Genomic DNA, 25,005 nt, shown 5'->3' with positions numbered 1-25,005 from the left:
AGGAGTGAATAACGATACGGGTGGTTAGACATCCGTAAAACTCAGGAACCCTTGTCCTCTTTGAATACTTGAGGCACAAGGGTTCTTTCTCGTCGTCATCCTCTTAAATTCGCGCCAGCTCTTCAAGCGTGCGGATCACGTGATCCACCAGACTCGGAAGATCCGACATGTTGTTTTCATTGATCTTGTGAGGAAATTTCAGCTCGATCCTGTTGCTGAGAACAGCCGGATGATCCCCGAAAACATAACTAAGGGTTTGAATCGGCGGTACCTGGGGCTCCCAGATGACGTTCATCAGCTCTCTAATCGCATTGCAGGCGCTCTGGCCCTCGTCCACTTCCGTATAAAATCGCAGGGATAAGGCGCAGCCCGGAACATCTCCGGGCGTTTCCAAAATTTCCGCAGACAAGTCTTTCAAAAAAGCTTCCAAACGGATTTCCGCGGTAACGCCGGTTGCCGGAACCAGATCAAACCGGATGTTAAACTCCCTCGACATCACGGCCATATCCAGCCGGTCGCTTCTCCCGGTGACTAACACTTTTCCATCCAAATTATCCAGATCATAAATGATATTTTCCAAAGCAACCTTCAAATTTTCAAAAATCGTGGGATCGAACATCGGACCACTTCCTTCTTACCGTGATCAACACAGACTCGTGCATAAATATACCATACCCGCACCGGGGGATGGAACATGCATGGACATCGCTTGTATCCTAAAACGAATCGCATGAAAATTCAACCAAGTTTTGCGGAGATGCATTTGACTTGAACCAAGGAGTTTGATACAATCTTCCGCAACAGTAAAAATAATTTTACCGGTAAAATAATGTGAGGTGAAGGTATGGATATTACGGGAGTCTACAGGATCCAAACGCATGAGCAGTTGAAGGCCATCGCCGATCCCCTCCGGACCAAAATCCTGATGAATTTGGTAAAGAAAGAATACACAGGGCAACAGCTGGCCGAATTGCTGGATATTACGCGCAACAACATCTATTTCCATCTGAAGGAGCTTGAAAAGCATCAGGTCATTCATGTCGTGCGGAAAGAAGAGAAGAATGGAATCGTGCAAAAATACTACCGGGCGGTGGCGAGCCGGTTTATCCCGGACGAGCATCTGCTTCCAAGCGAGGATTTGATCGAGACGTCCAGGCAGGTATTCATGGAAACGGTTGAGGCGACAAGGTCGAAGATTCTGAAGGCGCCTGCCGAGTCTTTTGCGCTGAGCCGTTCGAATGAGCTTTTAAGAAAAAACATAGCAGCCGCCTACGCCTTGCAGGGCGACGAAGAAAATTTTACGGCGTTTCTTCAGGATTTCAAAGACCTGCTGCATAAACACTTCGGCAGCCTGAAGGAATCTCCCGAGGCGAGCGGACGGACAAAAAGCTATTACATCTCGCTTATCGGCTTTCAGGATAACGATGAGGACATTACATTTTCCAAATAAACGGAGGGGATTCCCAAATGAACGAGCTTCATGTGATCATCGACGATCCTTGGTTTACGGTAACCCAAATTGATGCGGACACGTTCGCGATCAGCGAATTCGGCCACTGGGAGAAGGTTCATTCCTTTCTGCTCATCGGTCATGAAAAAGCGGCGCTGATTGATACGGGCCTCGGCATCGACCGGATCAAGCGCATGTCGGACCGCCTTACGAACCTCCCGATTCTGGTCCTGACTACGCATGTCCATTGGGATCATATCGGAAGCCACGGCCAATTCGAGCAGATCTATGTGCACGAAGCCGAAGAGGACTGGCTTGTCAGCGGTATTAAAGGCCTGGGGATAGAGCAGATACGGAAGGATATTTCCAGAGACATCACGAGACCGGTTCCGGACACCTTCAATCCGCTGAACTATACGCCTTATCAAGGCAAACCGGCGGGACTGCTGCGTGACGGGGACGTGATTGAATTGGGGGGCCGGAGTCTGAAAGTTTATCATACGCCGGGACATTCTCCGGGTCATATCGCGTTGTTTGATACCGGCAGGGGATACTTGTTCACCGGCGATCTGCTTTACGACGAAACGCCGGTTTACGCTTATTATCCGACGACGGACCCCGTGGACTTGGTGAATTCGCTGGAGAGAATATCAAACATCGCCGGGGTGAAACGGATTTTCGGCAGCCATAACAGCATCGGGCTGGATCCGGCCTGGCTTCGGGTCGCGCGGAGCGCGGTCAAGGAACTGCGCGAAAAGGATGTTATCCGCCACGGCACGGGCATACATACCTTCGAAGGCTTGCGCATTCAATTTTAGGCGGGGAAAGCATAACAAAAGGGCGATTTGATCCCTGCCGCCACCCCAACAAGATGTTTTGGATGCGTCGAGGTTCCGTAACGAACGGCATGCTGTCACAGATCATGAACAAGCCCGCTTCCCTTGAATATCAGGAGAGGCGGGCTTCATTCGTTAACTCCGGTCGATGTTTTTGCCGTAATAAATTTCGTCCATTTCGAGCTTCAGACGCTCGGTGATTTCCTGCTGTTCCCGGGCAGACAGCTTGTCTTTCGTGTAACCGAACAGATAGTTATCCAAATCAAACTCTTTCAGCTTGCATTTGGTATGGAAAATATTTTCCTGATACACGTTGACGTCAATCATATGGTACAGCTCCTGCACCTCGTCCGGGATGTAGTTTTGAATGGAGCCGATCTCGTGGTCGATAAACAGCTTATGCCCGTTAATGTCCCGCGTAAAGCCGCGTATCCGGTAATCGATCGTCATAATGTCCGTATCGAACGAATGGATAAGATAGTTGAGCGCCTTTAGCGGCGAGATTTCCCCGCAGGTGGACACGTCGATATCGGCCCGGAAGGTGCTGATTCCTTCATCCGGGTGATATTCGGGATAGGTGTGGACGGTGATATGGCTTTTGTCCAGCTGGAGAACGACGCTGTCCGGCAGCGGTCCCGGCGATTCGTCGTATGATTCGTCCGGAACCTCGACGATCGGCCCTTCGGAAACGAGCACCGTGACGCTGGCCCCTTGCGGGACGTAATCCTGCTTGGCGATATTCAGGACATGTGCGCCGATAATATCGGATACGTTTTTTAAGATGCTCGTCAGCCGGTCGGCGTTGTACTGCCCGTCGATGTATTCGATGTAAGCTTCGCGTTCTTCCCTGGTTTTGGTGTAACAGATGTCATACATATTGAAGCTTAAGGTCTTCGTAAGATTGTTGAACCCGTGCAGGGTGATCCGCTCTTCCGATGCTGGTTTCATATGCGATTTCCCCTTATGATCTGGTTTGGATGACGACCGGATGCCCCTATGTTTTCCAATAGATCGCATTCTTAGTCGAAAATAGACGGTGTGAGGTTTCCGTCACCTTCTTCTTGTTCCTTACCCGTTTCACCGGAAAGGTTAACACGAGGGTTAGAGCTCCTGCTCTGCACGGAAAAAGCCGTCTCGCATTTTAATGCGGACGGCCTATATAGATATGCTTGTAACATGATTGCTGTGCTTGTGATGCGCCAACCATGCGGAAGAACCGGTCTACAGCTCTTTAGCGCCGGCTAGGGCCGTACCATGGATGATAAGCGTTTCGTCAGTCCCGACGTTTTGACGGAAGGATAATTCCATGACGTTGTCTTTGAAGGTGACGGCGGTCGTCATGCGAAACGGCGTTTCAACAAACTGCTGCGTGAGCACTAGCGTATCTTCCGATTCCCATCCGGCGTTGGCGGCGACCTGCTCGGGACTTCCCCTCAGCAAGGAAGTGCGGCTTTCCGCCCAACCGTCGGTTCCGTGGACGAGTACGTGCTCCCCGGTTGCATTTTGCATGGTTTCGGTGATACGGCCGTCAGCCGTTTCGAAGGAAAAAGTCTGCAGTCCAAGCCTATTCTCCTCCAACTGGTACGTGATTCCGGACCACTTCTGCGCCAATGGAGATTCAGGCGCATAACGTGGAAAACAATTACAATGACGAAAAGCTCAATCGTGGACACTGGTTCCGTTCATTTCTGTTGTCGAGCGATTTGAGCTTGTTTCGTGACAACTGCTCCGTGATTAGGGCGTTTAGCTGCCTACAAGCCCCTTTTGAAGCCCAATAGCGGAACCAGTGTCACGTTAACCGGTTAAATCCGCGTTTTTCGGGCATATAGCGGAACTAGTGTCAACATTAGCCGTTTTACGCTGCAGGCCGCTTTCCCTTGACAAAACACGAGGGGCGTCCCGGGTCCAAGGCCCTTTGGGGCCGCCCCCTCTTGCACGGAGAATAGCCGACGGCTCGATTCCCGCTTACTCTTTCACCGCGCCGAGCACGATCCCGTGCACGAAGTATTTTTGAAGAAACGGATAAATCGCCAAAATCGGGATGAGGCTGATGAAGATTTGGGCGGATTTTACGGTCCGTTGGGACAGGTTCTTGATCGTCTCGGGATCCATGTTGCTGAAGTCGGTCTGCACGACAATGGTTTGGAGCAGCGTAGCCAGCGGCAGCTTTTCCACCTCGCGCATGTAGATCAATCCGTCGAAGTAGGAATTCCAGTGTCCCACGATGATGAACAGGGTGATCGTCGCGATGGACGGCAGGGAAATCGGAAGATAAATTTTCAGGAACGTCTGAAAATGGTTGGCCCCGTCGATGACGGCGGCCTCTTCCAGCTCCCGCGGGATGCCCCGGAAGAAATTCAGCATCAGGATGATGTTGTACACGCCGACCAGGCCGGGGAGAATCAGCGCCCACAGCGTATTGGTCAGGCCCAGCTTCGTAATGAGAATGTAGGTCGGAATGATGCCGCCGCTAAACAGCATCGTGAAGATGAAATACCACATATACACGTTGCGTCCCCGAAAAATCTTCTCTTTCGAAAGGGCGTACGCGGCGCAAGTCGTCACGGCCATGCTGAGCGTGGTGCCCAGCACGGTCCGCTGGACGGAGACCCACATGGAGTTCAGAAAGTTTGGATTTTCAAATGTTTTTCGGTAAGCTTCCCAAGTGAAATCCTTGGGCCAGAACGTGACGAGCCCGGCGTTTGCCGGTGCCGGCCCGCTGAAGGAAACCGCCAGCAGGTGGACCAGGGGCAGGATGCACAGCATCGACAGAAGGATCAGAAAAAAGTGATTGAATGATGAAAAGACGCGGTACCCGAATGTTTTATGGTACATGTGGGCGTTAACCTCCTCTAAAAACGGCCTGGTTCAAGTAGATTTCTTATTTCTCAAAAAATGCGGTAATTGGCGAACCGGTAAGCCAGCGTGTAGGAAATGATGATCAGGAACAGGCTGATCACCGATTTCAGCAGGCCGACGGCCGTCGCAAAGCTGTATTGTCCGCTGAGCAGGCCTTCGCGGTAGACGAACGTGTCGATGATATCCGCCTTATCGTATACAAGCGAATTGTACAGGTTGAAGATCTGGTCGAAGTTGGCGTTCAATACGCCGCCCAGAGCCAGCGTGCCCACGACGATCAGAATCGGCATCATCGCCGGAATGGTAACGTACAGCGTCTGTTTCCAGCGGTTTGCGCCGTCCACCTCGGCGGCCTCATACAGGGAAGGGTTCACGCCGGCGAGCGCGGCCAGAAAGACGATGGTGCTGAACCCGAATTCCTTCCACACGTCGCTGACGATAATGACCAGCCTGAACCAGTTCCCTTCACCCAGGAAAAAGATCGGTTTGATTCCCAGCAGCCAGACGAGGAACTGATTGACGATGCCGGTTTGTGACAGCATATCCATCAAGATGCCGGCCAGAACGACCCAAGATAGGAAATGCGGCAGATAAACCATCGTTTGAACGGAGCGTTTGATCAGCGATTTCCGCACCTCGTTCAGCAGCAGGGCAAAGATGAACGGCACCGCAAGGTTCAGTACGATTTTGATGCAGGCGAAGAACAGGGTGTTGCCCACGATTTGTATAAAGTAGTCATTCTGAAGCATATAACGGAAATGCTCCAGCCCCACCCATTCCGATCCGAAAACTCCCCGCTTCGGCTTGTAATTCTGAAATGCCATCAAAATGCCGGACATCGGAAGATAAGCAAAAATAAACGTTAAAATGACCGCCGGCAGCACCATCAGATGCAGCATCCAGGTGTGTTGCTGCAGCGGATTGAGATATTTGCCGCTGCGCTTGCGGCGGGGAGCCGGTGCTGATGGTTCTGCGGACGGAAGAGACTGGCTCATGAGTAATGCCCCCTTTTCGAAGAATACGGTTTCAGATATACTTCATCTTACTAGCAGGCAGGGGCAGTGCCTATATGGCGTTGTTAGTCTGGTAGGGTTTCCTTAGGCACTTGGGAGAAAAGGGGCAAATCCAATGAATTTTCGTGGTAACCTGTTCAGGAAGCTGAATCTCGGCTTGGCGGTTGTGTTTTTGATCATCATGTCGGTTTACGGGATTGCCCACCAGCGCACAACAACGATCCTGCAGGATGAAATCCGCCGTTCCAGCCTGCAGAAGCTGATGCTGCTGACCGGCGAGCTGGACAACAAAGTCCAGCAAATGACGGATTTTCAGTTGATTTTGCTGACGGATTCCTCCGTAAAGCAGTTTGCTTCGGTTTATATGGATCCGATCGATTATGACCGGATCGAGAACCGTTCCGCCATTCTCGACAAAATGGCATATAAAGAAAATACGTTTGCCCAGTGGAAGAGCTCGTACGGCGTCTATTCCGTGCTCAATCAGGAGATGATCGCCCTCGACAGCCGCGTGTTCCAGAAAAATCTGTTTACGGACCGACTGTCCGCCAAATGGGAGCTGATGCCCAGCGGGTTGAAGGAGGGAAAAGGCGGAGGGCGCAGCTTTTACCGGTATGCGCTTGACGGCATTATCCGGGGTGATAAATCCCATCATGCGACAACGATCGTCGGTGCTTCCTTTCCGGAAACCAACATCAGGGAGACGCTCGACCGGGCGACCGAGGCGGACCGCGGCACGATGATTTTGTACGACATGAAGGATCAATATATCGGGGCCAGCGGGGCAAACCCGTCCATGACGGATTTGATGATCGGGCAGTTGAAAAATCGAAACGTCGGAAATTCCTTTCAGTTTACGTTTAAGGCGAAAGACCAAAATTATCTGGTGACCGGGGTCAAATCGAACAGCCTGGAGTGGTACATGATCGATTGCACCCTCCTCAGCGATGCCATGAAGCCGCTGTCCGTCGTGAACCGTTTTTTCTATGCGGTATTCGCCGTCTTGTTCATCCTTTCGATCGTGATGTCCTACATGCTGTACCGCCAGGTGCTGTCGCCGATGAAAAGGCTCATGCGGGGGCTGAAAGGCATTCAATCCGGAAATTACTCCATACAGATCAAAACGGACCGGAAGGATGAATTCAATTTCGTGTTCGGCCGCTTTAACGAGATGAGCAAGCAGATGAAAACGCTGATCGAAAATATACTGATGGAGCAGCTGCGCGCGAAGGATGCCTATCTGAAGCAGCTCCAGGCACAGATCAATCCCCACTTTCTGTACAATTCCCTCGGTTTCATCATCAACATGATCGAAATGAAGCAGGATAAGGCGGCCGTGACCATGGCCCATAATTTGAGCGATTACTACCGGTACATGACCCGAATCGATATTTCGGAGGTTCAGCTGAAACACGAGCTTGCCGTCGTGGGCAGCTATCTGGATATTCAGCGGATGCGGAATCCTCGCCTGCGGGTGGAAACCGACATTCCCGAATCCCTGGAATCGCTGATTGTGCCAAGACTGATTCTTCAACCGCTGGTAGAAAATGCGATCGTTCACGGATTGAGCGGGACCATCCGCCCGGCGTTGATTGCTATCCGGGGCGGAAGGCAGGGCGACTATATATGGCTTGAAGTAGAAGATAACGGCAAAGGAATGACCGGCAAGGAGCTGACGGAGCTGCAGCAGGCGGTCCTGGCGCCGGAAAACCCGCCGGTCGGCTACGGGCTGTGGAACGTCAGGCAGCGGCTTCTGCACCGGTACGCCGAAGGAGCGGACCTAACGATCAATCATGCCGGGGGGCGGCGGCCTGGTCGTCCGAATCACGTGGTGCGGGCAGGCCGCGGAAAGATCCGAGCCGGAAGCGGGCAAAGGAGAGGAAGAAGAATGAGACATCTGATGATTGTGGATGACGAGGCACACTGGGTGGACAACCTGGCGGACCATAAGCCTTGGAACGAGCTCGGGATCGACGTGGTGCATAAAGCGTACTCCCCGTTCGAAGCGCTGGAACTTATCGATATTTACCCGATCGACATTGTCATTACCGATATTTCGATGCCGGAGCTGACGGGCTTGGAGCTGATCGAGGAGATTGCCAAGAAAAGGCCTGAAACCGTATGCCTGCTGCTGTCCGGCTATTCGGAATTCGAATATGCGAAACAGGCCATGAGCCTGAAGGCATTTGACTATTTGCTGAAGCCGGTCAAGGACGAGGAGCTGTTCCGCGTAGTCAACAAGGCGCTGGAGCAGCTGAAGCAGCGGGAAAGCGACCGCCGGGTCGTTCAAAAGCTGCAGTATTCCCTGGGCGAAAGCTTGCCGCTGATCCGAAGCCATCTGCTTCGGTCCGTGCTGACGGGAAGGAGGCTGTCCGGCCCATGGGAGGAGCAGGCGGAGCGGTACGGCATACCTTTCGGCGGGAAGGATTCCGCATGGATGCTGCTTGTCCGCCTGGAGAACGAAATGACCCCAGCCGTGCCGACAGACCAGGACCGCGGCTGGGTGGAGTTTGCCGTACTGAACATTACCGGGGAGTGGATGGCTCCCGAGTTTCACGTCTGGGGCTGCCGGGACGACCGGGGGATATCTCGTCGTTCTGCTGAAGCCGCATGAAGGCGCCTTGGAGACAGAGGATGTGCTGCATCTTCTGGAAAAAGTGCTGCTCGGGCTGCAGCAGAAGCTGAAATCGATCCTGAAGGAGCCGGTGTCGCTGCATCTTACCGAAAGGCTTGCGTTTCCGGATGGCGTCAGCACCGCTTATGAAAAGGCCGTCGCCGCTTTCCGCCAGCAGGTCGGCGACCGCCGGGAGCTGATTCTGTTCGAATCGCCGTCCGCGAGCCCTGCGCCGAAATCGCTGCGGACGCTGCAATACGCGCCGAGCCTTCTGCATCTGTTGGAAATGTCGCAGTGGGAACAGGCGGAACAGCGTCTCTTTGAGCTGTTCGGGGAGCTTGGCAGCCAATGGCCGGAATCGCTTGAGCATCTTCTCGTCGCCGGCATGGAGATCAGCGGGGCTTACATCCAGCTGATTCACCGGAGCGGTTCTTACTTAAGGGATGCGGCCCCCGAGCTCATGGCGGCTCTCGGCGATTTTGTACCGTTTCGTTCCATTGCGGCGCTTCAGCAGTGGTCGATGGATGCGTTCCGCCTGATCCGCGAGTTGCAGAAGATGGAAGTGCAGAGCAGCAGGCAGTCGGTCATCCGCAAGGTGCACTTGTTTATCGAGAAAAACCTGCACATCGATGCTTCGCTTCGGGCGATCGCGGACGAGGTGCATATGCATCCGACCCACCTGTCCAAAATCTACAAACTCGAAACCGGGCAAAGCCTGAGCGAATACATGATGAATGTCCGCATGGAGCGGGCCGGCCGGATGCTGACGGAGACGAATTTGAAAATATACGAGATCTGCGAGGGGATCGGTTATCTCGACCCGGCTTATTTCATCAAGGTGTTCCGCAAGTATTACGGCATGACGCCGCAGGAATACCGTGAACGCCACCAGCCGCAGCCGTAATGAACAACAAACTCTTATCAATCACAACAAACCCTTATGGAAACGTATACACCCGGTTGTTAAGATGAGCCTATCTAATCCATTACCATTAAGGGGAGATCAGGAATGAAGAGAAATCAGTCATGGTTTAAGCTGCTGCTCATTTCCGTGTTGTCCGTCAGCTTGCTGGCGGCGTGCGGTCAGGGTACGGCAGAAGAGCCAGAGACGCCGCAGCAGAGCGAGGAGCAGGCGAAGTCGGCCGAACAGGCCGTCAAGGACGGAAAATACGAAGCCCCGATCGAGATTACGAGCGTCGGGCGCCAGCGCAAGTATACAAACGGGGACACGAAGGAGAACAATGTCCACAGCCGCTGGGCGGAAGAAAAGCTTGGCATCAAGATCAAAAACATCTGGGAGCCGGCGAATACCGACCAGTATAAACAAAAGCTTCAGCTGGCGTTGTCCTCCGGAGAGGAGATCCCGGATTTCGTTCCGTATTATGACGATCCCGTCGTCATCGGACAGCTGATTGATTCGGAAGAGTTTATGGCAATTGACGAGCTGTTTGAGAAGTACGCATCGCCGATCTATAAGGAACATGCCAAGAAGCACCCTGAAATCTGGTATCCGTATGCGAAAGACGGCAAGAAATACGCCCTGCCCATTTTGGAAAATTTGGACAACGACAACACCGTGCTTTGGCTTCGCGAGGATTGGATGAAAAAGCTGAATCTGTCCGCGCCTAAGACGATAGCCGATCTGGAAAACATCATGGAGCAGTTCAAGAACAACAATCCGGACGGCTATCCCCGGACCAGGTGTTCCCTCTAACGGGCGCCATGAAGGTCGGGTACAACAGCTGGATGGGGTCGCTTGAATGGGTGTTTGCCGCTTACGGCGAGGTGCCGGAGCAGTGGAACATGGCCGAGGACGGAACGCTTCAGTACGGCTCCGTTCATCCGGGGACGAAGCAGGCGCTGGCCAAGCTTCGCGAATGGATGGAAAAAGGCTACATTCACCCGGATACGGCGCTTTGGGACGAAGGCAAATCCGCCGAAATATGGACCAAAGGGAATGCGGGCATCCTGCCGGGTGCGCAGTGGGTTCCCGATTGGCCGGCTCCGGATTTGACGAAGAACGTGCCGCATGCGGAATACAAGGCATACCCGATCCTGCGGGACCTGACGGAAAGATCGGAACCAAATGGAGAAGCAGTTCGGGCGCGAACGGCAATATTTTGATCAGCAAGCATGCCAAGCATCCGGAAGCGATTTTCGTATATTACAATTACCTGCTCGAGAATTATGCCAACCCGAAAGAGGGCGGAGAATTCGAGCACGGCTTCGCCAAAGGGTACGACTGGGATATCGTGGACGGAACACCGACAAGCGACCCGGCCAAAGTGAAGGAGTATAACAACGAGTTTATGTTCATTACCGGCTTCAACAACAACCCGGCCGTCATTCCGGACCTGTACATGTCGTCCCTGGTCAAGCTGGCCAATGGGGAGAAGCCTGCGACGCCTTACGAAAAGCTTTTGGCACAGAAGCGGAAGCCCGAGAACTGGTACGCCGCCAAAGTCGTGATGGACCAGAAGGACATCCGCCGCAAAAACTACTTCAACGGCGCGCCGACGCCGACGATGCAGAGCAAGTGGAATCTGCTGAGACAGTCGGAATCGGAAACGTTCAATAAAATCATCTACGGCAAGCTGCCGGCTGACGAGTTTGACAAGTTCGTGGAAAAGTGGAAGCAAAACGGCGGGGAACAGGTCACGAAGGAAGTCAACGAATGGTACCGGTCCGTGTCCGGTAAATAATCCGAAGGAGAGGACGTCTCAAGAAGAGCGTCCTTTTTTCGAAAATTGAACAGGCAGGCATCGACATTATCCATTATTACGCAGCTTAACGTTTTTTTCTCGCGAGAAACGTCTTCGTCCGGAACGGGAAAGATGCGAAGCCGTTTTTGCTCCTCATACGGAATCAAGGAAACGGGTGGGCGCATGAACAAAAAAACGCAAGCTGATGATTTGGCTGTTCGCGGCCCTGTTTGCCGCAGGAGCGGCCACCATGTGCGGAACGGCACCATGGAAAGACGGACGAAATGGAGGAAGAAACATGCTTAATCAACTTCCGGAGACGGTGCAAGGAGGATATTTGAAACCGACGCTGACGGTCCGGGAATCCGGCGAGGAATACATCCCCGTGCAAAATGGAATACCCGTACCCACTTTTGAGCCGCAGCGCAGACGTACCTTGTCGTTGAACGGCGACTGGCGCAAGGAACGGTTTGACAGCGATCATGAGCTGTCCATGTCCCCCCGCAGCAAGGCGTGGGTACAACGCGTGGAGGACGCGGCCGGAGGGCGCACGACGTCAGGCTTTGACGATTCATCCTGGTGGACGGTCAGCCTTCCGCAGCCGGAGAACGGGATGACGGGCGAGGAGAGTCCGTCCGGCGCGGAACGTTACGAGAACGGGGTATGGTACCGCCGCACTTTTGATCTGGATGCGTCTTGGTCCGGTCGATCGGTTACGTTAAAAAGCCTGGGTATCAGCTATGTATGCGACATTTGGGTAAACGGCCGATGGGCGGGTTACCACGAAGGCGGGTTTACCCCGTTTGCCCTTGACGTCACTCCTCTGGTGAAGGAGGGGACCAACACCATGGCCATCCGTGTCGACAATCCGCCGTGGGGTTCGCGAATCGACACGATCCCGGCACTGAAGGATACGGACTTTTTCAACTACACGGGCGTCATTCAGGACATCTATCTGGCAGCCGCGCCGTTAACGCACGTCTCCCGATTGGATATCGTTCCCGTGAACGAACAGGGGCTTCTCCGGTTCAAGGCGGTGGTGGAGAACCGATCCGATCGCGATGCATCCGTTTTTTTGGAAGGACGGCTGTTTGAGGCCGTAACCGAGGAGGACCTGCGGCTGGCTTCTCCTTATGCGGATACGATCAAAGCTTCGGCTGCCGAAGCTGAAGGCTGGGACGCCAGGAAGATGGAACTGAAAGCCTATGGCAAGGCTGCCGTCGTCTGGGATGTCCGGGTCAAAGAGCCGAAGCTGTGGAGCATGGAGGAGCCGAACCTTTACGTGGCCGAGCTTACGCTGTCGAATGATGAAGGGGAAGGGCATTCCGATTCGCTGTCGGCCCAGTTCGGCATTCGCACGGTTCGCACGTCCGGCAGCCAAATCCATCTGAACGGCAAGCCGGTATTCCTACGGGGGATCGCCCGCCATGAGGAGTGGCCCGGATACGGGCGGACGGCGGAATGGGGGCGGGATTCTATCGGATCTGCGGCAGGTCCGGGAATTGAACGCGAACATGGTGCGCACCGGCCACTACCCTAACCATATTTATACGTATATCCTGACAGACCGGCTGGGCCTGGCGGCCATGAGCGAGATTCCGCTGTGGCAGTTTGAGACGATCCATTACGAGACGCAGGAGAAGAAGGGCTTGTCCGATCAAATGTGGCGGGAAATGATTTTTTCCCAATACAACCGCCCCTCCGTGCTCATGTGGAGCACGCAGAACGAAAGCAAGGAAGTCAAGCTGCGCAAGGCTTACAACGAGCGTCTTGTCGGGGATGTGAGGGAGCGCTATAACGACGGGCGGCTGATTACGCAAAGCGCGGCGGCAGACCAGCCGGGCGCCCATGACGAGTCGATGGAACCGCTCGACGTGGCGGCGTGGACGATGTATTTCGGCATTTTCCACGGCGGCGAGCCGTACGAAGGAACGAAGCGCTTCCTGGAGGAAGCGCACCGCCTATGGCCGGACAAACCGCTGCTAAACACCGAATATGGGTACTGGAGCAGGGAAGATAATGGCGAGGTCGACATCCAAGAGCATATGTACAAGGAAACGTTCAGAGCGCTGACAGAAAAATCCGCGATCACCCCGGAAGCCGATGAGCGTCCGGACGGCTATCTCGCCGGGATCGACTATTGGCCGATGTACAACTGGTACGTGAATCACGGCCAGTGGGTGCAGACGATGGGGCTGTACCATATGGACCGTTCGCTTGAAAAACCGGTGAAGGAGCGTTTGAAGCGGGATTACGGGGCCATGGCCGGCCGTTGACGAAGGTAAGCGGCGTGCCGGCCTTTTCGCCATCCTCAAGAATCAGATGATTCAAGAAAAGGACGGAGAACCTGCGAATTCGGGAATCGCAAACAAAGTTGGGGAACTGTTTAATGTTAAATAAACGGTGATATGGATGGGGCTGATTTACCGACTGAATTTTCAATAAAGAGCCAGCGCTTCTCCGTCTAGGGGAAGCGCTGGCTTCGTCTGATGCACGGTAGACTGCCAGGCGCATATCATCAGCTGTCCCAGTATGCCCTTAAGTCATTTTTCGCCAGCTGATATCCGCTTAGAACCGGGTTGCTTTCTCCATATCGGTACGTTGATGGAGATAACGCAAAAATTCGCCATAGAGATTCCTCCTTACTGGCAGCACAGAATGCCTTCGCCGGCTTCCATGCTGGATTTCAGGCTGCCCAGCATCTGCTCCCAGGCTTCCACATGCCAAGCCCTAGCTTGTTCGAAGTCCGCGGAGTCCCCCCAGCCGCTATGGCGCAGCCGGACGGCCGTGCCGCCGTCCAGCTTTTCCAAGACAACCTCAACCACCGTCAGGTTCCCCGCCTCATTCATCACTGCGGCGAAGGGGTCCGGCCCTTTCCACTCGAATGCCAACGTTTCAGGCGCATTCAGCCTTATGAATTTGCAGCCCTTGGTGCTCATGACGTCTTTATTGCCGGGGTTGAAATACAGCTCGAAAGCCCCTCCGACCTCGGGCTGAATGTGCGCCTCCGGCGCGAACCACTGCGTAATCCTTTCGCTCTCCGTCCATGCTTTCCATACAAGCTTGCGGTCGGCGGCAATTCGGATTTCCTTCACGATATCCATGCAGCATCCTCCTGTTTTCGCAAAATGATAAACGAAGTCAAGCCTTTAGCCGGATTATAACGCGTAAACGGATACGGAAATTCTTCTGCTTTGCGCTTTTATTTCCGGTTCTTCTTCTCAAACAACAGGAGGGGAAGATTGATGACGATAGGGGGATCGAAGGGAAGCGGCTCCCGGAGGGTCAGGCTGAACTGAAGGTCCGTTCCCGAATCGACCTGAATGGGCTTATCGTGTTTGGCGCGGAGAGTCTTGTCCAGCAGGTAATAATCCTTCGGATTCAGGCTCCAAGGGATACCGGCGGCAAGCAGGTAATACGTGCCGTGAGGAACGTCCGAAAAGGTGCATGTCCGGTTCTGCATGTTCAGCGCGCTTCCCGCCGCCGGCCTCCGGTCCGGAATGGGCCTTGGGAACAGGCCGACAAAAATGATGCCGCGAAATGACGGCGGGGCCTCGATACGGCAGCGGATCCTGGGGAGGGCTTCCGCATCCCCCTGTTCCGGAAAGGAAAGGGGGATGTCCTCATATTGGTTGACGTAACCGTGAAGGGTTCGTGACAGGGAGCGAAACTTTTTCGGGGGCAATCCCACGTAATCCTTAAACCGGGTCTGGAACGAGCCGATGCTGCTGAAGCCGATCCGCCGGAGCACCTTAACCATCAGGGACTGTTCTTGCAGAATCCGGATTTTTCCGGCTTCGATCCGCAGGGCGGAAAGGTATTGGCGCACCGATATTCCGGTAACGGCTTTAAACACCCTTGTAAAATGATATGGGCTGTAGCCTGCGTGTGCGGCTAATTGCGCGGTTGTGACAGGCTCCTCCATGTGTTTTTTCATGTACTCGATTACCCGTTCCACGGCAACCCGGTGATCCTCGTTTAGGGAAGGGGATGACGGAAGCTGCCGGTCATGGGGAGCGCCCGCGTCCCCCTGTTCCGTTGGGTTGAAACTTTTATCGTCCATAGTATCTCTCCGCCAAGAAATGTTTTCCAATTAACTATATCATACGCAGGCGGAGCGGACCATTCATCATTGCTAAATCATTCTTCTTGGTTGCCCGTCGCCGCAAAGCCCGGTAAACTTAAAGGATAAAGGTTTATGCCGACAAAAGTGTCCCCAAAGCGCCTTTAAGGCTGATATAAGGAGTTTTTGAATTGATGAATGTGGAAGAAAACCGCCGGAAGCCGATGGATTTGAATACGGCAAGGGAATATCTGCAAAAATTTTACGGTTATCCCGATTTTCGCGAGGGCCAGAAAAAGATCGTCGCCAGTTTATTGGAAGGCCGCGATACGCTCGGCATTATGCCAACGGGCGGGGGGAAATCGATTTGCTACCAAATCCCTGCCCTGATGTTTCCGGGATTAACGCTTGTCGTTTCCCCGCTCATCTCGCTGATGAAGGACCAGGTAGACGCGCTGCTGAGCGCGGGGCTTTCCGCGGCGTACATTAACAGCACGTTGACCGGCAAGGAAGTCAATAACGTGATCCGTGCCGCCCAGCGAGGGGAACTCAAGCTTCTGTATGTAGCTCCGGAACGGCTGGAACTGGATTGGTTCCGGGAGGAGATGGCCCAGCTGAATATCTCGTGCGTTGCGGTGGATGAAGCGCACTGCGTGTCCCAGTGGGGACACGACTTTCGCACAAGCTATTTGTCGGTTGCCCCGTTCGTGAAGGGACTGCCGGAGCGTCCGATTCTGGCCGCCTTTACGGCTACGGCCACGCCGGAGGTCATGGAGGACATGCAGCGCCTGCTGCGGCTTGAAGACCCGCAGGTGTTCGTAACCGGCCTTGGACGGGACAATTTGCACATGTCTGTTCTCCGCGGGGAGAACAAGCGCGAGTACGTGCTGGATTATGCGGCTTCCCATACCCACGAGTCCGGCATTATTTATGCCGCCACCCGCAAGGAGGTCGACGACTTGTGCCAGCGTTTGCAGCTGAGAGGGCTGGCCGCAGGGCGCTACCATGCGGGAATGAGCGACGAGGAGCGAGCATCCAGCCAGGAAGCGTTTCTGTATGACGATATCCGTGTTATCGTCGCAACCAATGCCTTCGGCATGGGGATCGACAAATCCAACGTGCGCTACGTCATCCATTACAATATGCCGAAAAACATGGAATCTTACGTCCAGGAAGCCGGCCGCGCCGGCCGCGACGGGGAGCCGAGCCAGTGCATCCTGCTGTTCAGCGCCCAGGACATTATGACCCAAAAATTCCTGATCGAGCAAAATCCGCAGGACGAAGGCCGCAAGCTGAACGAGTACCGGAAGCTGCAGCAGATGATCGACTACTGCTACACGACCCGGTGCCTGCGCAGCGCCATGCTGGACTATTTCGGGGAATCGCACGAGGACAGGCCTTGCGGGACATGCAGCTCCTGCACGGATGACCGTGAGCTGGTCGATATTACGGTGGATGCCCAGAAAATTTTCTCCTGTATTCACCGGATGCGCGAACGCTTCGGGGTCTCCATGGTATCGTCCGTGCTAAAAGGCTCAAGAGCCAAGAAAGTGTTGGAATACGGCTTTGACCGGCTGCCGACATACGGCGTCATGTCGGGCCGTACCGAGAAGGAAATCGCCGAGACGATCAACGTGCTGATCTCGGAAGGGTATTTGGCCCTGACGGAAGGGCAGTATCCCGTGGTCAGGTTGCAGAGCGCGGCAGGCGAGGTTCTGCGGGGCCAGCGGGAAGTGACCCAGCGGGTGCCCCGTCCGTCCAAGGCTTCAGGGGGACAGCGCCGGAGCGGAAGCCGGGATGCCTCGCCGTCGGCCGTTAATGAAACGGTGTTCGAGCAGCTGCGGCTTATCCGCCGGGAGCTGGCTAGCCGGGAGCATGTGCCGTCTTATATCATTTTTAACGATGCGACCTTGCGGGAAATGAGTGTTGTATGCCCGCAGTCCGAAGACGAAATGCTGAACGTCAAAGGGGTCGGGGAAGTGAAATTCCGCAAATACGGAAAGCCGTTTCTGGAGTTCTTCCAGAATCAGTCCGGCGGGATGGAACATGGCGATTCTGCCTACGATTACGAATAAAAGGATAAGCTGAGGATAGAGCAGCAACCGGAATAAACTAGCGAAGGTCGTGAACCATGAAAGTCATTTTGTCCACATTAAACGCCAAGTACATCCATACATCGCTGGCGATCCGCTGTCTGAAGGCCTACAGCGACAAGGATTTCGATATTGAACTGGCCGAGTATACGATCAAGGATCCCGTCATGAATATCGTCTCCGACCTGTTTCAGCGGAAACCCGACGTGATCGGTTTCTCCTGTTATATCTGGAATATCGAAGAGACGATCAAAGTTATTGATATCGTTAAAAAGGTAATGCCCGAGGTAACGGTTATTTTGGGCGGACCCGAGGTGTCCTACGATACGGAATATTGGATGAATCGTCTCCGAAATGTCGATTTCATCATCATGGGCGAAGGGGAAGAAACGCTCAATCACCTGCTCAAGGAAATCGAAGGCGACCGGAAATATCATTTCGTTTACGGTGCCGCTTACCGCAAAGGGAATGAAGTGATCATCAATCCTCCGCGGCCTAAGGCTGATCTGAAAGATCTTCCTTCTCCGTACCGATTTGCGGAGGATATACCGAGTCTCGGCAACCGCGTGGTCTACTTCGAGACGAGCCGGGGCTGTCCCTTCAACTGCCAGTTCTGCCTGTCGAGCATCGAGGTGGGCGTCCGGTATTTCGATATCGAGCGGACAAAGTCCGACATTCTCTACCTGATCGACAACGGTGCCAAGCTGATCAAATTCGTGGACCGCACGTTTAACATCAAACGAGACTATGCGCTTGAGATGTTCCGTTTTTTTGATCGAAAACCACCGGGGTTGCGTTTTCCAATTCGAAATTACGGCTGACATCATGCGTCCTGAAGTATTGGATTATTTGGCGGAAAATGCGCCTCCGGGCATATTCCGTTTCGAGATCGGCGTCCAATCGACCAACGATCCGACGAACGAGTTGGTGAAGCGCAGACAGAATTTTTCCAAGCTGACGCGCACCGTGACCAAAATCAAGGAAAGCGGCAAAATCGACCAGCATTTGGATCTGATCGCGGGCCTGCCGCTCGAAGACTACGACACGTTCCGCAAAACGTTCAATGACGTGTTTGCCTTGGGGCCGGAGGAGCTGCAGCTGGGCTTTCTGAAAATGCTGCGCGGAACCGGACTGCGGATCGATGCGCCGAAATACCATTACACCTATATGGATCATGCGCCGTATGAAATCCTCAGCAGCGACGTCTTGCCGTTTTCGGACATCGTGCGGCTGAAGAGGCTCGAAGACGTGCTGGAAAAATACTGGAATGCACATCGTATGGATTACACGCTGAAATACTTGATGACGCATGAATTTCCTTCACCGTTCGACTTTTTTCCAGGAGTTCGGAGATTACTGGGAAGCCCGGGGCTGGCAAAAAATCGGACATCAGCTGGAGGATTTGTTCACTCGTCTAACTTCCTTCCTTGAGGATAGGAAGACGCCGCGTATGGACGTCATTTCCGGCTTGATGAAATTCGATTATTTCCTGGGACATAAATATAAGCCTCGTAAAATCTGGTGGGATTTTACTTTGGATAAAGACGAATGGGCCAATCATTTGAAGATTGTTGTCGATCAGGCGGAGGACTTTACCGCAGGTTTCGCCAAGCTGGAAGTCAGCGAGCGGGAACTGCAAAAGCATGCGATGATCGAAGTCCTGCCTTTTGATTTGGACGCCGTTATACACCGGAACAGTTCGGGTACCGAAAATGACGGACAACAGGGGAACGCACGCCGCACGATGCTGGTCGTTCTGTATCAGCAGTCGGAAGACGGACGCCCTCAATATTTTACAAAGGCGGTTTAAAATGGACCTTCATCCGGAACTCTAAGGTAAAGAGGAGGGATGATGATGCGTTCGAACAAGCCGAAACCGTCGATGCAGGAAGAACCCAAGGCGGCACCGGGAATGGGGCCGAATGAGGTTCTTCAGGAAGAAGCGACCGAAGAAGAAGTGAAGCGCGGCGACTATACGCAGGTGATCCGGCTGGCGTTGGATCATACGCCGGAGGATTAGGGAGTGGAAGGCCGCAGGAAATCTTGCGTGAAGTTTAAACATCGTCATACCGCATAAAAAACGGCTGGGTAGTCCATTCCGGACTCCCAGCCGTTTTTCCGTATTTAAAGTACATATGTGATTACATCGCGGGTTTTGCTTCAGGAGGCTTCCCGCCAGCCTGGGGCGTGTGCCGTTCAAGCCAGTCCAGCACATGCTCGGCGACCTCGTCCCGGTTGATCTCGTGCAGCATTTCATGCCTTCCGCCGGGGTATAGGCGATATTCAAGGTCCTGGACGCCCAGCTCCCGATAGAGGTCAATGAGCTTGCGCACGCCTGTTCCGCGCATGCCTACCGGATCCTCATCTCCGGAGAAAATGTAAACCGGCTTGTTTTTGGCCAGGTTCTTCAGCAGCTTGGGTTTGTGGATCTGCCGCAGCAGCCCGAAAAAATCCCGAAAGAAGCGGGCGGTGCACACCTCGCCGCAGTACGGATCGTTCACGTAACGATCGACTTCCTCTTCATCCCTGGACAGCCAATCGAAAGGAGTCCGGATCAGACCGAAGCCTTTGCTATACGGGCCGAAGACGATCGTATTCAGCATGAGGCTGCGGTGGGTTTCTCCTTGAATCTTGGCCTGAAAGGCTGCAAGGCCCTGGCCGAAGGAGAGCAGGCCGCGCGGACCGTTGGAGCCTGACAGCATAAAGCCGTGAAATTTTTCCCCATGCTTACACATGATCTTTTGGGTAAGAAAAGAGCCCATGCTGTGGCCAAGCAAGTAATGGGGAAGCCCGGGATGCTTCTCCCGGATGACTCCTGAGAGAAGGATCAGATCCTCAATCATGCCTTCAAAACCGTTCTCGCCCACGTCTCCCAGCGCCTCCGGCTTTCCTGCCGTCCTGCCGTGTCCGCGGTGATCATTCACGTAGACGGCATAACCGTGTCCCGTCAGCAGGGAAGCCAACTCGGCATAGCGCTCCCCGGTTTCGCACATGCCGTGAGCAATCTGGACGACGGCCTTGAACTCCTTGTCGGCTTCCGGCAGCCATTTATACACGAAAATGTTCATTCCCGAATCGTTTAACATCGTAAAGGTTTCGGTCTGCATCGCGATTTGGCACCTCCACAAATGGTTGGATAGGGTTCCTTACGTTACAGAATGCCGTCGCTCTATTAAGGCAAATAAGAACGGAGGACGGTTGCGTTTCCTTCAAGCGTGTAAGACCCGAGGTTCGCCGGGAGCAGGAAGCACTGGCCGGAAGTGAAGGGTTGGGACCCGCCATTCCATTTCAGTGAGCCTTCACCGTCGCAGGTCACGAGAATCGTAAAGCTGTCCTGGGTCGTCTTGAGGTTCCACGGGCCGCTCACGATCCCTTTTTCAACGATAAAATAAGGAGACTCTGCCAGCTTCAGCCATTCGCCCGGCACCGCGCTGTCGGTGCTCATTTTGGTAGCTCCCGACCCTTCATAAGCGGTTACGTTCAGGGAATCCTCAATGTGCAGCTCGCGGGGCTTGCCATCCAGTCCCGGACGGTTGTAATCGTAAATCCGGTACGTCGTGTCGGAGTTTTGCTGGATTTCGGCTACCACGACGCCGGCGCAAAGGGCGTGCACGGTACCAGCAGGTATGTAGAACGTATCGCCGGCTTTTACGGGCACTTCCTGAAGGGAATCCATGACCGTGCCGTTTTCCAAAGCGGTTTTTAAATCCTCGCGGGTTACGCCATCCTTCAGGCCGTAAATGATTTTGGCATCGGGCTTCGCGTCAAGCACGTACCACATTTCGGTTTTCCCGAGCTCCCCCTTGGGCAGGCCTGCATAATCGTCGGTCGGGTGGACCTGTACGGAGAGATCGTCATTGCAGTCCAGCAGCTTGATCAGGAGCGGGAAGCGTCCGTTGACTTCGGAAAATCCTTTCGTACCGAACCATTCGCGGCCCAGCTGCTCGCGAACCTGGTCCAAACCCAATCCGGCGAGGTCGCCATTGATGACCGCGGTGGTTCCGTTCGGATGGTCGGCGATCATCCAGCCTTCGCCGATATGGCCTTCGGGCAAGCTCAGGCCGAACTGCTCAAGCGCGCGTCCTCCCCATACACGTTCTTTAAATTCAGGTTGAAATAACAGCGGATACGGTTTCGTCATGTTGTGTTCAACTACCTTTCGCCAAAGTTGTGGTAAATCCATGTGTACATTTGTCCACCGTGAGACTACGCCGGTAGACGCCACCACCTATCATAACGTCTTTTTTTCGTTCCAGCGCAATAAGATAAGGCGCATCGGGACGCTGGATGCCGCGGTACATAACCGCTTGCGCGGAGCGTTGGGGAAGCGAAGAAGCCCATGCCTCCACGGCCGCGGCCTCCAGGCTGCCGCCATCATGGCCCGGATACAGGACAATGGTAATGACGCCCCCCGGCGCCAGCATTTCCAATGCAGCCTCCAGTGCCGGTATCGTGCTGTCCGGAGAGGTGATGACGGTCTTATCCGACGTTTCCGAGGGGAGGTACCCCAGGTTGAACATCACCACGGATGCTTTTCCTTGATATGACGCGGGAATTAAGCTTTTCATGCGGTCATGGCTGCCGTGAAAAAGCGTCACCTCTGCGAGCATGTCCTCCTTGGCCAAGCGCTGGCGTGTAAGCGCCAGCGCTTCCTCCTGAATGTCAAAAGCAAACACTCGGCCCCGGTTCCCAGCCGTCCGGGCCAGGAACAGCGTGTCCGCCCCGGTTCCCGCCGTGGCGTCAATGGCGATGCCGCCGGGCTTGAGGCGTTCTGCGGCGAGCTTATGGGCGAAGCTCAAAACGGAAAGGAAGCCCATCAGGACTCCCTCCACTGCTTGCCTTGCCATGTGTCGCGGCGCTTCAGCTCCGCATCGATGGCATTCAGCACTTCCCATTTTCTCAGGCTCCACATCGGTCCGATCAGAAGGTCGCGCGGCGCGTCGCCCGTCAGGCGATGAACGATCATCTCCGGGGGAAGCATTTCAAGGCTGTCGACGATCAGCTTGACGTATTCATCCTGTTCCAGAAATCGGAGCAGGCCGGCTTCATACTGCTTCACCATCGGCGTTTTGCGCATAAGATGAAGCAGGTGGATTTTGATCCCCTGAACGTCCATGCCGGCGACGGCCCGGCCTGTAGCCAGCATCATTTCATGATCCTCCTGCGGCAGCCCGTAAATGATGTGGGTGCAGACGCGGATGTTATGCTTTCTCAGCTTCTCGACGGCTTTAAGGTAGCATTCGGTGTCATGCGCCCGGTTTATGAGCTCCGAGGTGGAGTCGTGGATCGTTTGCAGCCCCATTTCAATCCACAGGTAGGTGCGCTCGTTCAGTTCGGCCAAATATTCGACGACGTCATCGGGAAGGCAGTCCGGGCGGGTCGCGATCGAAAGGCCTACTACGCCCGGCTGCTGGAGGATGACCTCATAATATTCCCGAAGCTCTTCGACCGGTGCATAGGTATTGGTATAGGCCTGAAAATACCCGATATATTTCGCGTTGGGCCATTTCAGGTGCTGCTTGTCCCGGATCGTGTCGAACTGGGTGACCAGATCGTCGCGCCTGCGTCCGGCAAAGTCGCCCGAGCCTCGGGCGCTGCAGAAGGTGCAGCCTCCCTTGGCGATGGTGCCGTCCCGGTTGGGGCAGGTAAAACCGGCATCAAGCATGACCTTGAACACCTTATCCCGAAACTGGCTGCGCATTTCGTAGTTCCATGTATGAAATCGTTTATCGCCCCATAGCAGCGGGACGGAAGTGAGCGGTGTATTCATGCAGTTCTCCTTTGCGGTCTTGGGATATTTCTCATAGTATCCATTCATTTTACTATGTATTGTATCAAAAAAACGGCTTCGGGCGTCATGCGTCCCAAAACATCCCGAGAACATCTCTTGATCACGGTACGGGATATTGTTAAGATATAGGAAAGCATAAAATCTCGGAGTTCATTATATTGCAGAAAAACATCCGTTAAACGCGGTTCCTACACCGATTGCAAAACTTTTTTATGCAGCAGCCGTTTCATCAAGCCGCATAATGGGTAAACCATATGCAGCGAGTGGAATTCATAATGATGCTTCATCATGGATATACTGATACCGTGAGGTGATTGCAATGAATTCAACGGTTAATACTGAGCCAAAAGAAAGAATTGCTGTGGAGTTTACCCGGGATGAAGCACTGGCGCTGACAGGCGTGGAATTTAACGCCAACCGCGAGGTCAAAGCTTCCGCCCAGCGAAAAATCCGGGCCGCTTTTGAAAAGACATTTGATTTTGCACCCGAAGAAAGGTAGACTAATCACAGTTTAACTATCGCGGAACCCCAATTCCAAATATAAAGAGGGAGGAACCCTTGTTCTCTGTTATTTGCGGAGAAAAGGCGTTCCTCTTTCTTTTGAAACAGGGGTGGGTAAAATCCGGGGGCATGCCCTGACTCGGCCAGTATTTTCAGGAGAAACGCCGTTCTCCTTTGAGAAGGACGACGTCGTTTTTACTTGGCTCTTTACTTTTGCGGACAAGTTCGTCACAATATTTCAGTATAAGTTAATTCATAGCGAAGTTTCGGAGGTATAACATGCGTCTACGCGGAAGAAAAGGCATCCGGGAAAATCTGGAGCAGCAGCAGGATCTGGTCGTTCTTGACCCCCGGCAATATAAAGGGAAGTGGGCTTCCCTGTTTGGCAACGACAAGCCGATTCATGTGGAATTCGGAATGGGCAAAGGACAGTTTATCAGTCAGATGAGTTACAAACACCGCGATTTCAACTTTATCGGTGTCGATATGTACGACGAGCTCATCCGCCGGGCAAGCGAGAAAGGCCGCAATGCCTGGTCCGAAGAGGATGTGGAGACACCTCCGAACCTGAAGCTTGCCCTGATGAACATCGAGAACGTGGAGGAGGTGTTCGAGCCGGGGGAGATCGAAAGGATTTACTTGAATTTCAGCGATCCCTGGCCAAAGGCGAAGCATGGCCGCCGTCGGTTAACCCACCCGAGGTTCCTCGATAAATATAAAATGATATTGAATAAGCGCGGCCAGATTCATTTTAAGACCGATTCGGTCAGTCTGTTCGAATTTTCGTTGAATTCCTTTGCGGATTACGGCCTGCAGATGACCAATATTTCCCTGGACCTGCACAGGGACGGGATTAACGAGGAATTCGTGATGACGGAATATGAAACGAAGTTTGTCGGGCAGGGGATGAATATCCACCGTTGCGAGGTTATTGTCGGTCCGGAGGCGCTTGCGGAATACCGGAAGGATCGCTTGAAAAAATATGGAATCTAAAATCCTGAGGCTTAACATCCCGCCGGGGCTATGATAGCGTTTGCGCGATCTATTTATTTATAGAAGATAAATATTCAAGAGCGAAGCCAG

Annotated in this window: 23 protein-coding genes and 2 pseudogenes; 14 read left to right on the top strand and 11 right to left on the bottom strand. The window is 53.7% G+C overall.

Annotated features, from left to right (window positions below; genetic code table 11):
• Window positions 1-103: 103 nt before the first annotated feature.
• A complete protein-coding gene (locus XI25_RS17505; protein WP_046678618.1) occupies window positions 104-619 on the bottom strand; it encodes a hypothetical protein in 516 nt (171 codons plus the stop codon).
• Between the two features lie 225 nt (window positions 620-844).
• On the opposite strand from XI25_RS17505, the gene XI25_RS17500 reads away from it, so the two are divergent.
• Both XI25_RS17500 and XI25_RS17495 read left to right on the top strand, forming a co-directional pair.
• Window positions 845-1,450: a winged helix-turn-helix domain-containing protein gene (locus tag XI25_RS17500; protein WP_046678619.1), complete on the top strand. Its 606-nt coding sequence runs from the start codon at window positions 845-847 to the stop codon at window positions 1,448-1,450.
• 17 nt (window positions 1,451-1,467) lie between these two features.
• The gene (locus XI25_RS17495) at window positions 1,468-2,268 is read left to right on the top strand and encodes an MBL fold metallo-hydrolase (protein ID WP_046678620.1); all 801 of its coding nucleotides are present in this window, start codon (window positions 1,468-1,470) and stop codon (window positions 2,266-2,268) included.
• A 153-nt stretch (window positions 2,269-2,421) separates the two neighbouring features.
• Here XI25_RS17495 and speD read toward each other — a convergent pair whose 3' ends face one another.
• From speD to XI25_RS17475, 4 genes are all read right to left on the bottom strand, one after another.
• A complete protein-coding gene (speD, locus tag XI25_RS17490; RefSeq protein ID WP_046678621.1) occupies window positions 2,422-3,234 on the bottom strand; it encodes an adenosylmethionine decarboxylase in 813 nt (270 codons plus the stop codon).
• Window positions 3,235-3,507: 273 nt separating this feature from the next.
• Window positions 3,508-3,897 carry a hypothetical protein gene (locus XI25_RS17485; protein ID WP_152669118.1) on the bottom strand — a complete coding sequence of 130 codons (390 nt, stop codon included), beginning with the start codon at window positions 3,895-3,897 and terminating at the stop codon, window positions 3,508-3,510.
• 354 nt (window positions 3,898-4,251) lie between these two features.
• Window positions 4,252-5,121 carry a carbohydrate ABC transporter permease gene (locus XI25_RS17480; RefSeq protein ID WP_046678623.1) on the bottom strand — a complete coding sequence of 290 codons (870 nt, stop codon included), beginning with the start codon at window positions 5,119-5,121 and terminating at the stop codon, window positions 4,252-4,254.
• Window positions 5,122-5,174: 53 nt separating this feature from the next.
• A complete protein-coding gene (locus XI25_RS17475) occupies window positions 5,175-6,044 on the bottom strand; it encodes an ABC transporter permease (RefSeq protein ID WP_046678891.1) in 870 nt (289 codons plus the stop codon).
• Between the two features lie 229 nt (window positions 6,045-6,273).
• On the opposite strand from XI25_RS17475, the gene XI25_RS31435 reads away from it, so the two are divergent.
• The 7 genes from XI25_RS31435 to XI25_RS32975 all read left to right on the top strand — a co-directional run bounded on the left by XI25_RS31435 (window position 6,274) and on the right by XI25_RS32975 (window position 13,750).
• Window positions 6,274-8,772, top strand: coding sequence for a histidine kinase (locus XI25_RS31435; RefSeq protein ID WP_052759656.1), 2,499 nt, complete (start codon window positions 6,274-6,276; stop codon window positions 8,770-8,772).
• Window positions 8,773-8,794: 22 nt separating this feature from the next.
• Window positions 8,795-9,676, top strand: coding sequence for a helix-turn-helix transcriptional regulator (locus XI25_RS31430; RefSeq protein ID WP_052759655.1), 882 nt, complete (start codon window positions 8,795-8,797; stop codon window positions 9,674-9,676).
• A gap of 105 nt (window positions 9,677-9,781) precedes the next feature.
• On the top strand, window positions 9,782-10,486 hold the full coding sequence (locus XI25_RS34905; protein WP_235439820.1) for an extracellular solute-binding protein: 705 nt from the start codon (window positions 9,782-9,784) through the stop codon (window positions 10,484-10,486).
• An 8-nt stretch (window positions 10,487-10,494) separates the two neighbouring features.
• Window positions 10,495-10,896, top strand: coding sequence for a hypothetical protein (locus tag XI25_RS34900; protein WP_235439949.1), 402 nt, complete (start codon window positions 10,495-10,497; stop codon window positions 10,894-10,896).
• A complete protein-coding gene (locus XI25_RS34895) occupies window positions 10,893-11,474 on the top strand; it encodes a hypothetical protein (RefSeq protein ID WP_235439948.1) in 582 nt (193 codons plus the stop codon). Before XI25_RS34900 ends, XI25_RS34895 begins: the two co-directional genes overlap by 4 nt.
• A gap of 298 nt (window positions 11,475-11,772) precedes the next feature.
• On the top strand, window positions 11,773-13,014 hold the full coding sequence (locus XI25_RS32980) for a glycoside hydrolase family 2 protein (protein ID WP_160308931.1): 1,242 nt from the start codon (window positions 11,773-11,775) through the stop codon (window positions 13,012-13,014).
• Window positions 12,977-13,750, top strand: coding sequence for a glycoside hydrolase family 2 TIM barrel-domain containing protein (locus XI25_RS32975; protein WP_160308930.1), 774 nt, complete (start codon window positions 12,977-12,979; stop codon window positions 13,748-13,750). Before XI25_RS32980 ends, XI25_RS32975 begins: the two co-directional genes overlap by 38 nt.
• Before the next feature lie 366 nt (window positions 13,751-14,116).
• On the opposite strand, the gene XI25_RS17450 is transcribed toward XI25_RS32975, so the two are convergent.
• The gene (locus XI25_RS17450) at window positions 14,117-14,578 is read right to left on the bottom strand and encodes an SRPBCC family protein (protein ID WP_046678625.1); all 462 of its coding nucleotides are present in this window, start codon (window positions 14,576-14,578) and stop codon (window positions 14,117-14,119) included.
• A 98-nt stretch (window positions 14,579-14,676) separates the two neighbouring features.
• Complete coding sequence (locus tag XI25_RS17445) at window positions 14,677-15,537, bottom strand: helix-turn-helix domain-containing protein (protein ID WP_082112326.1); 861 nt, start codon at window positions 15,535-15,537, stop codon at window positions 14,677-14,679.
• 194 nt (window positions 15,538-15,731) lie between these two features.
• On the opposite strand from XI25_RS17445, the gene recQ reads away from it, so the two are divergent.
• From recQ to XI25_RS33755, 3 genes and pseudogenes are all read left to right on the top strand, one after another.
• A complete protein-coding gene (gene recQ, locus XI25_RS17440; RefSeq protein ID WP_046678626.1) occupies window positions 15,732-17,612 on the top strand; it encodes a DNA helicase RecQ in 1,881 nt (626 codons plus the stop codon).
• A gap of 56 nt (window positions 17,613-17,668) precedes the next feature.
• Window positions 17,669-19,440, top strand: a pseudogene (locus XI25_RS17435) (B12-binding domain-containing radical SAM protein).
• 39 nt (window positions 19,441-19,479) lie between these two features.
• Window positions 19,480-19,650: a hypothetical protein gene (locus XI25_RS33755; protein WP_235439825.1), complete on the top strand. Its 171-nt coding sequence runs from the start codon at window positions 19,480-19,482 to the stop codon at window positions 19,648-19,650.
• Between the two features lie 121 nt (window positions 19,651-19,771).
• Here the strand turns inward: XI25_RS33755 and XI25_RS17430 are convergent, their stop codons facing one another.
• From XI25_RS17430 to XI25_RS17415, 4 genes and pseudogenes are all read right to left on the bottom strand, one after another.
• On the bottom strand, window positions 19,772-20,737 hold the full coding sequence (locus tag XI25_RS17430; protein WP_046678628.1) for an alpha/beta hydrolase: 966 nt from the start codon (window positions 20,735-20,737) through the stop codon (window positions 19,772-19,774).
• A gap of 65 nt (window positions 20,738-20,802) precedes the next feature.
• Window positions 20,803-21,771: a type I phosphomannose isomerase catalytic subunit gene (locus tag XI25_RS17425; RefSeq protein WP_046678629.1), complete on the bottom strand. Its 969-nt coding sequence runs from the start codon at window positions 21,769-21,771 to the stop codon at window positions 20,803-20,805.
• Between the two features lie 103 nt (window positions 21,772-21,874).
• Window positions 21,875-22,447 (bottom strand): annotated as a pseudogene (locus XI25_RS17420) (class I SAM-dependent methyltransferase); the annotation flags it as partial.
• Window positions 22,447-23,400: a TIGR01212 family radical SAM protein gene (locus tag XI25_RS17415; RefSeq protein WP_046678631.1), complete on the bottom strand. Its 954-nt coding sequence runs from the start codon at window positions 23,398-23,400 to the stop codon at window positions 22,447-22,449. The gene XI25_RS17415 and the pseudogene XI25_RS17420, both read right to left, overlap by 1 nt.
• Before the next feature lie 340 nt (window positions 23,401-23,740).
• Between XI25_RS17415 and XI25_RS17410 the strand changes: the two genes are divergently transcribed.
• Together XI25_RS17410 and trmB are read left to right on the top strand one after the other, a co-directional pair.
• A complete protein-coding gene (locus XI25_RS17410; RefSeq protein WP_046678632.1) occupies window positions 23,741-23,920 on the top strand; it encodes a hypothetical protein in 180 nt (59 codons plus the stop codon).
• Window positions 23,921-24,201: 281 nt separating this feature from the next.
• Window positions 24,202-24,915 carry a tRNA (guanosine(46)-N7)-methyltransferase TrmB gene (gene trmB / locus XI25_RS17400; RefSeq protein ID WP_046678634.1) on the top strand — a complete coding sequence of 238 codons (714 nt, stop codon included), beginning with the start codon at window positions 24,202-24,204 and terminating at the stop codon, window positions 24,913-24,915.
• Window positions 24,916-25,005 lie beyond the last annotated feature (90 nt).

The organism is Paenibacillus sp. DMB20 (genome assembly GCF_000987955.1).
GTDB lineage: Bacteria > Bacillota > Bacilli > Paenibacillales > Paenibacillaceae > Paenibacillus_AQ.
Note: the sequence above shows the minus strand (reverse complement) of the source record. Positions and strands in the feature narration are given on the sequence as shown.